Genomic DNA, 7,768 nt, shown 5'->3' with positions numbered 1-7,768 from the left:
TGAGTATCACGAACAGCGTTTAGCCATCGCACGAGAAATCAAAGACCGACTTGGTGAAGGACGATCCCTGGGCAATCTGGGAATTGCTTACTATTCTCTGGGCAACTATGCCAAAGCCATTGAGTATCACGAACAGCGTTTAGCCATCGCACGAGAAATCAAAGACCGACTTGGTGAAGGACGATCCCTGGGCAATCTGGGAATTGCTTACTATTCTCTGGGCAACTATGCCAAAGCCATTGAGTATCACGAACAGCGTTTAGCCATCGCACGAGAAATCAAAGACCGACTTGGTGAAGGACAATCCCTGGGCAATCTGGGAATTGCTTACTATTCTCTGGGCAACTATGCCAAAGCCATTGAGTATCACGAGCAGAGTTTAGCCGTCGCGCGAGAAATCAAGAATCGCGAAGGAGAGGGTATCGTGTTCGGCAATCTGGGTAACACCTTGGCAAAACAGCAACAACCAGAACTGGCGATCGTCTTCTACAAACAATCGGTCAGCGTTCGCGAAACCATTCGCGGAGACCTTCGCAAACTGCCCCGCGAGTCGCAAGAATCCTACACCCAAACCGTTGCAGGCACCTATCGCGCCCTTGCCGATCTGCTCCTTGCCCAAGGTCGCGTTCTAGAAGCCCAGAAAGTCCTCGAACTCCTGAAAATTCAGGAACTACGCAACTATACCCGCGACACCCGCGCTGGTGGCGAAACTAAAGGCGCACCTTTGAATGCGATCGAAGCCCCGGTCATTCCTCCCTTCGACAACCTGATCGCCCTCGGCATCAAACTCACCACCTGCGAAGGTCAAAAACCCTACTGCGCCGATCGCGACCAACTCCTCAGCCAACGCAACCAAGCCACTGAGCAATTTAGTCAACAAGCCGATCGGCTCCGCACCCTTGCCCGCCAAGGACGCGACAAAGACCCCGCCCAACTGCAACAAGAAGAACTCACCGTTGCCGCTTACAAAATTGTCCAGTCCCAACCCAACACCGTCCTGATCTATCCCCTCGTCCTCGAAGACAAACTCTGGCTCGTCTACGGACTTCAAGCAGGCAAACAAGGCGTGGTCTTCGCCAGCAAAGAAATTCCCGTCAGCCGCAAAGATCTCTCCGCCACCGTTACCCAATTTCGCCAACTGCTAGAAAACCCGAATAGCGATATTAAACAACTCCAGCAAGTCAGCCAAAAACTCTACGGCTGGCTGATCGCACCTCTGCGCCCCCAGCTCGACGCTAACGGCATTCAAAACCTGGTGTTTTCCCTCGATCGTTCTACCCGCTATGTGCCGATCGCCGCCCTCTACGACGGCAGTCAATACCTCGCTCAACGCTTCAGCCTCTCCACCATCCTCACCGCAGGCTTAACCGATACCCAAGATAAACTTTCCCCCAACCTCGCCGACAACGCTGTCCTCGGTCTAGGACTCTCCAACGCCGCCCCAGGCTTTCCCGCCCTACCCAATGTCGTCAACGAACTGAATGCGATCGTTCGCACCAACAAACCCGACTCCCAAGGTATTTTTCAAGGTGCCGAACGACTCAACGGCGACTTTACTCTCAACGCCTTCAAAGACATCCTCGACTACCGCATTCTGCACATGGCGACCCACGGCAAATTCGACTCTGAAGATCCCGAAAAGTCTTTCCTCGTCCTCGGTGACGGCAATCACCTGAAGGTAACAGACATCAAAAAAATGAACGATCTGGGGGGCATTCATCTCGTTGTGCTATCTGCTTGTGAAACGGCACAGGGTGGCCCTGATAAAGAAGGGATTGAAGTGTCGGGTTTGAGCTATTACTTCCTGACCCAAAACGTGAAATCGGTGCTGGCATCCCTCTGGAAAGTCAACGATGCCAGCACTAGCCGATTAATGCAGCAGTTTTACCAGAATTTAGCGACGGGCAAAATGAGCAAAGCTGAGGCATTACGGCAAGCCCAACGATCGATGATTCAAGGCAATGGCACGGGAACTGAGGGCGATCGCGGCAGCTTCAAGATTGAGTCAATGCCGAGTAGCAAAACATCTGCCATCACCCGCAATTTCAACCATCCCTACTACTGGGCACCCTTCATTTTAATTGGTAACGGTTTGTAAGTTTTTTCTGTTCACCAAATTTTCTAAGTTTAGGATTATAGACAACACATTTATTGCTCGGAAACTAAATGTCAGATTCTGAAGCCAAACAACTTTTACAAGACGGTGACAAGCTGTACGCGCAAGGGGATTATTATTCAGCGATCGATGCCTACAGTAGAGCATTAGAAACTTATCAAGAAATCGGTGATCTTAATGGAGAAGCCGAAACTTTCAGTAGGATTGCAAAGGTTTACCAAAGCTTCAGTGAGTGGGCTTCTTACGACGCAGAAAAACTACACTTTTGTGCTCCTGACGACCCTGGCCAGCAACCTACAGATCCTCGCCAACCCAAAAGTCCCCAACCCAAAAGTCGTAAACGTTAACAGTGCAGAAGTGTTCTTAGCAATTTTGCCAAAAGGCTCAAAATTATATATAGCAATCCTATTTCAGGTGTGAAAGTGGGACAGGCTTCCAGCCTGTACGGGCAAGATGCCCATCCCACAATTCAATTAGGATTGCTGCTATATGTACTCTCATTGTCTGGGAAAAGTTGTGTGTGATGAGCAGGCAGTTTAGTCTCGTGATGTTGATTAGTTTAGGATTGCTATTTTTTGAAAAACCTGTTTTTTCAGGTGAGCCTATAAAGCCCAACCATCTATCCATAGCACAAGCAGCACCGGACTCTGTTACCGAAGCGTATTATCTGTTTAAGGAGGGTCAACGGCAGCTTTCCAATGCTCAATATCAAGCTGCGATCGAGACATTTCAGAAAACTTTAGAAATTTATAGAAAAATCGGCGACCAAGAAGCTGAAGCCAGTGTCCTGAATAATTTGGGGATAACTTACAGTAGGCAATCTCAGTATCAAGAAGCTGTTAAGCTTAGTCAGCAAGCAGTTGAAATCCTGAGTAAGATTAAGCAGCCGACTGACTATGGAAAAGGGCTTCTGGGGAGTATCCTAAATAATCTTGGTTCTGCATATTACAGCTTAGGCGAGTTTTCGGCATCACTTAATGCTTATCAGCAGGCTTTAATCAATCATCAAAAAATAGGAAACTTAGGACTTGCAGGAGACACGCTCAGTAATATTGCTCTTACTTATTCAAAATTGGGTCAATACTCTGAAGCCCTTGAGCTTTATCAGCGTGCCCTAGCCTCAGCTAAACATACCAATAACTTGATGGTGCAAGGGCGCACACTGAACAACATGGGCGTTCTTTATTATGTTCAGAAGCAATATCTACAAGCACTAAACTCTTTTCAAGCTGCTCTAAAGCTCCGTCAGCAAACCCGTGATTATGGTGGTGAGTCCTATACCCTCAATGGACTGGGACGGGTTTACACTCAGTTGAGGCGATATCCCCAAGCTGAAGTGGCTTTTCAACAGTCACTCAAACTTGCACAGCAGGTTAATAGTCGTAGATCCGAAGGCAGAACGCTCGATAGCTTCGGTGATTTATATGTACAGTTAAACCAATATCCAAAAGCGTTGAGAGCTTACCAACAGGCGTTGGAGATTAGTCGAGACATTGGCGATCGTGACGCTGAACGCACAACTCTCAGCAATCTGGGAAGTCTTTTTGCCAAACAAGGGCAACCAGACTTAGCCATTGTATTTTACAAACAATCTGTGAATGTCATTGAAAGCATCAGGAAAAACATTCAGCAATTATCCAAGGATAAACAGGAGTCCTATGTTCACACAGTATCGGACACCTATCGGCGTTTAGCTGACCTGCTGTTAGCTCAAGGGCGGTTGTCAGAAGCACAACGCGTGTTGGAACTGTTGAAACTTCAAGAACTCAAGGACTTTACCCGCAGCAGCCCAGTTGAGGACAAGCAGGAAATTACCCTGTTGCAACTGGAGAAACAAATCCTAGAAAAATACGGTGGTCTGGTTGCGTTTGGACAAAAGCTCTACGACTGCGAACACAAAGGACAACCCTGCAAAGACCTGCGTGACCAACTCGATCAACTCACTGTTGCCTTTAACCGCGAATCCAATACCTTCAGCAAAACCCTGCGAGAACGTCTCGCAAAAGATCCGGCTTTCCTGACTTCTGATCAGTTGGGCAGCACGGCAACTGATGTGGTCACATCTCAAGCAGGTACTGTTCTCATTTATCCGCTTGTACTTGACAACAAGCTTCGCCTCCTATTAGCAGTCAAAGCAGGTGAGCAAGGAATCGCATTCCGTACTGTGGAAGTTTCTAATGTCGGACAGCAGAAACTTTGGAAAACTGTTTCCCGCTTTCGAGAACTCCTTCAGGATTCAACCACTGATCTCAATGAACTTCAGCAGGTGAGTGCTCAACTATATGATTGGATAATCCGTCCTCTAGAAAAAGAACTCAATCCCAAGCAGATTCGTCATCTTGTTTTTGCCCTCGATCGCGCCACGCGCTATATTCCAATGGCGGCTTTATTCGACAATCAGAGCCAGCAATACCTGATCCAGAAATACGCTGTCTCTAATATTCTGGCAGCCGAACTCACCGATACCCGCGATCGCCTACCTACCAAACCCGACCAAATTTCTGTCCTGGCACTAGGTGTCTCTAAGTCTGTTCCCGGCTTTAGTGCTTTGCCAAATGTTCCCAAAGAGCTGGGTGCGATCGTGCAAAATAGCTCAAATTCTCAAGGGATGTATCACGGTTCAGAATTTCTCGATGAAGCCTTCGACTACACAGCTTTTCGAGATAACCTACGCGGTCGTCAAATTGTTCATATCGCAACGCACGGCAAGTTTGAACCTGGGCAACCTGAAAATTCTTTTATTCTTCCTGGCAAAGGCAACCGTCTCACAATTGCAGAGATTCAAAAGTTGCAAAACTATATGGGTGGTGTGCATCTGATTGTCCTATCCGCTTGCCAAACAGCAGTAGGGGGGCCTGATGAGAGCGGAATCGAGATTCCTGGCATCAGCTTCTACTTCTTAAAAAATCGGGTGAAAGCAGTGATTGCTTCTCTCTGGCTCGTCAATGATTCTAGTACTAGCGTGTTGATGCAACAGTTTTACCAAAATCTGGGAAAGGGCACCATGAGCAAAGCTGAAGCCCTCCAGCAAGCACAGATCGCTGTAATGCAGAGTAGTAGTCAATCATCCCAGCTAGACCGAGGAAACTTCAGGATCGAGACAACTCAGGCTGGAAAACCAGCGGTCATTCCCCGCAATCTTAGCCATCCTTTTTACTGGGCACCCTTTATTCTAATTGGCAACAGTTTGTAGAGAAATCAGCTATCCACCCGTGCAGAGAATTCTAGGATGCTTTCATGAAACGTCGTCATTTTTTGCAGGCTACTGGAGCCACCCTTGCCACCTTGGGCTTTAGCCAGTTAGAGCTTCAGCAACAGTCCCTCCGCTATGCTAAAGTTTTGGCACAAAGTACCCCACGTAAACGAGCATTATTAGTGGGCATTAGCGACTACCTTGCCATTCGAGAAGGCAGCGGCTGGGCAGCGCTACCAGGAGCCGTAAACGATGTGGAAATGCAGCGGGAATTGTTAGTCCATCGCTTTGGATTTAAACCTGATGATGTCAGGCTGATTACCAATGAGAATGCAAAGCGTGAAAATATTCTGCATGAGTTTGAAGACTTAATCCAATGGGCAAAGCCGGGGGATGTGATCGTGATTCACTACTCTGGGCATGGTTCTACGGTGGATGACCCCGATCGTACCTTTAAAGACAACCTCAATGGCACCCTGGTTCCGTGGGATAGCGACTTGCCTCCGGGTGGCGGTGAGGTCGAGGACATTACCTCTGGCACCCTATTTTTGCTGATGGCGGCGCTGAAGACGGAGAACGTGACGGTGGTGCTGGATAGCTGCTATGCGGGAGGCGGCACCCGCGGAAACCTGGTGATCCGATCGCGTCCGGGGCAAGCAGAGTTATTGCTGAGGGGCGATCGCGGGGGTGCAATGTTGGTTGCTAGTCCAGCAGAACGAGCCTACCAAGAACAGAAGTTAGCAGAACTAAAGCTGTCTCGTGCGGATTGGATTCGGCAGCGGCAGGCGGGATTGGCTAAAGGAGTCGCATTAGTCGCAGCCCAACGCAATCAAGAAGCGGCAGATGCCACTTTTGCGGGAGATGCTCATGCGGGAGTGTTTACCTATGCGTTGACGCGCTACCTCTGGCAGCAGACCCGAAATGAGGCGATGGGCACCGTGCTGATCGCGACGAAGGCGAAGACAGAGCGGCTGCTTAAAACATTGACTAATCAAGCGGCGACTCAAACCCCTGACCTTCAGACGAAGCCCAATAGCAGCAATCAAACGCAGCCGACGTATTTCTTGTCTGACTTTGCTACACGAGGACAGGCAGCAGAAGCGGTAGTCACGAAGGTCGAAGGAAATCAGGTACAGATCTTGCTGAATGGAGTAGAACCCCAGGTGTTAGAAACCTTCGGTAAGGGTGCCAATTTGACGTTGGTGAATGCTCAGGGCGCAGCGATCGCGACAGTTGAGATTACGGGACGAAATCAGCTTCATGCTAAAGGAACAGTCAAACTCAAAACTCCTGGGACGATCGCATCGGGGACGCTGCTTCAAGAGCGATCGCGGGTGATTCCTTCAGACTGGTCGCTGCGAATTGGGTTAGATCCCTCGTTGGGCAGTGAGGCGGCGATCGCAAAAGCAGAACTACCCAAAATTCAATCGCGCATCGAAGCTGTCCCCCTGTTGCAGCAGGAGGTGCATTACATTTTGGGGCGGATGACGAAACCTGTCTATGACGCAATGCAGCAGCGCAAGTTAGCGGATATTCCGGCAGTGGGCAGTTTAGGGCTGTTTTATTCGGGCTTGGAGCCATTGCCAGAGTCGTTTGGCAAACCTGGAGAATCAGTCGCTCAAGCTCTAGAGCAACGGTTGCAGCCGAAGTTTAAGTTTCTGTTGGCGGGGCGGTTGCTGAAGTTGATGTTAAACCCAACTTCAACCCGATTAAACGTGAAGGCGGCAGTGCGGATTGCGGGGGCGAGAGAGTTTGCCGCACAGGTGGTCGCAGTGCGAGGTGGACAGACCGCACCGTTGGGGGTTGGACAGTCGGCAAAACAGATTCGAGTGAATGAAAAGATTCAGATTGTGGTGGAGAACAATGAAGCAAAGGATTTGGATTGCGCGATCGTGTTTTTGAGTGCGGATGGGGAAGTGCAGCCTTTGCCGTTTACGTCGATCGTGCCCGCTAAAACAGCGATCGAGATTCCAGGAAACCGCACAACGGTGACGGTGACACCTCCCCTGGGGATGTCAGAGGTGATGGTAGTGTTTAGCACCACGTCGTTAGAGCAAGCGATCACTCAGTTGCAGGTGTTGTCTGAGACGCGGGGGGACGATCGGGCAGGGCAGGCAATCTCGACGGTGAATACGCTGTTAGACGAGCTAGTTGGCGGAGGGCGGAGGGGCAGCAGTCAAACCCAGGAGCAGCGGTTAGATTCGCAGCAGATGGCGGCATTGTCGGTGACGTTTGAGATCATTGGGTAGCTGGGCGATCAGAGAATAATGTGAAGGTAAGTATGCTTTTCTGGAATATTCCTTGAGATGAGTGGATAAACTTATAACCACGTCAGTTCGGCAGAAGGGGTTCGCTTCGATTATGAATTCGGGAAGCCCCCTAAATCCCCCATTCTGGGGGACTTTGAACTGAAATTTTGGCTTGAAGCCCCTCAAATTGGGGGATTTAGGGGGCAGAAG

General features: G+C 49.5%; 4 protein-coding genes. All 4 read left to right on the top strand.

Going from position 1 to position 7,768, the window contains the following annotated elements; all coding sequences use genetic code 11:
- Nucleotides 1–2,098 (top strand): CHAT domain-containing protein (locus tag C7B65_RS23490; protein WP_146135845.1); only part of this gene is annotated, 2,098 nt, incomplete at its 5' end.
- A gap of 68 nt (nucleotides 2,099–2,166) precedes the next feature.
- Nucleotides 2,167–2,463: a tetratricopeptide repeat protein gene (locus tag C7B65_RS23485; RefSeq protein ID WP_073074887.1), complete on the top strand. Its 297-nt coding sequence runs from the start codon at nucleotides 2,167–2,169 to the stop codon at nucleotides 2,461–2,463.
- A gap of 176 nt (nucleotides 2,464–2,639) precedes the next feature.
- The gene (locus C7B65_RS23480) at nucleotides 2,640–5,309 is read left to right on the top strand and encodes a CHAT domain-containing protein (RefSeq protein ID WP_073074886.1); all 2,670 of its coding nucleotides are present in this window, start codon (nucleotides 2,640–2,642) and stop codon (nucleotides 5,307–5,309) included.
- Between the two features lie 44 nt (nucleotides 5,310–5,353).
- Complete coding sequence (locus C7B65_RS23475) at nucleotides 5,354–7,558, top strand: caspase family protein (RefSeq protein ID WP_073074885.1); 2,205 nt, start codon at nucleotides 5,354–5,356, stop codon at nucleotides 7,556–7,558.
- Nucleotides 7,559–7,768: the final 210 nt, after the last annotated feature.

The sequence above is a fragment of the Phormidesmis priestleyi ULC007 genome (genome assembly GCF_003003695.1).
GTDB lineage: Bacteria > Cyanobacteriota > Cyanobacteriia > Leptolyngbyales > Leptolyngbyaceae > Phormidesmis_A > Phormidesmis_A priestleyi_A.
The sequence above is the reverse complement of the archived record's forward strand: the minus strand, read 5'-3'. Positions and strand labels throughout refer to the sequence as shown.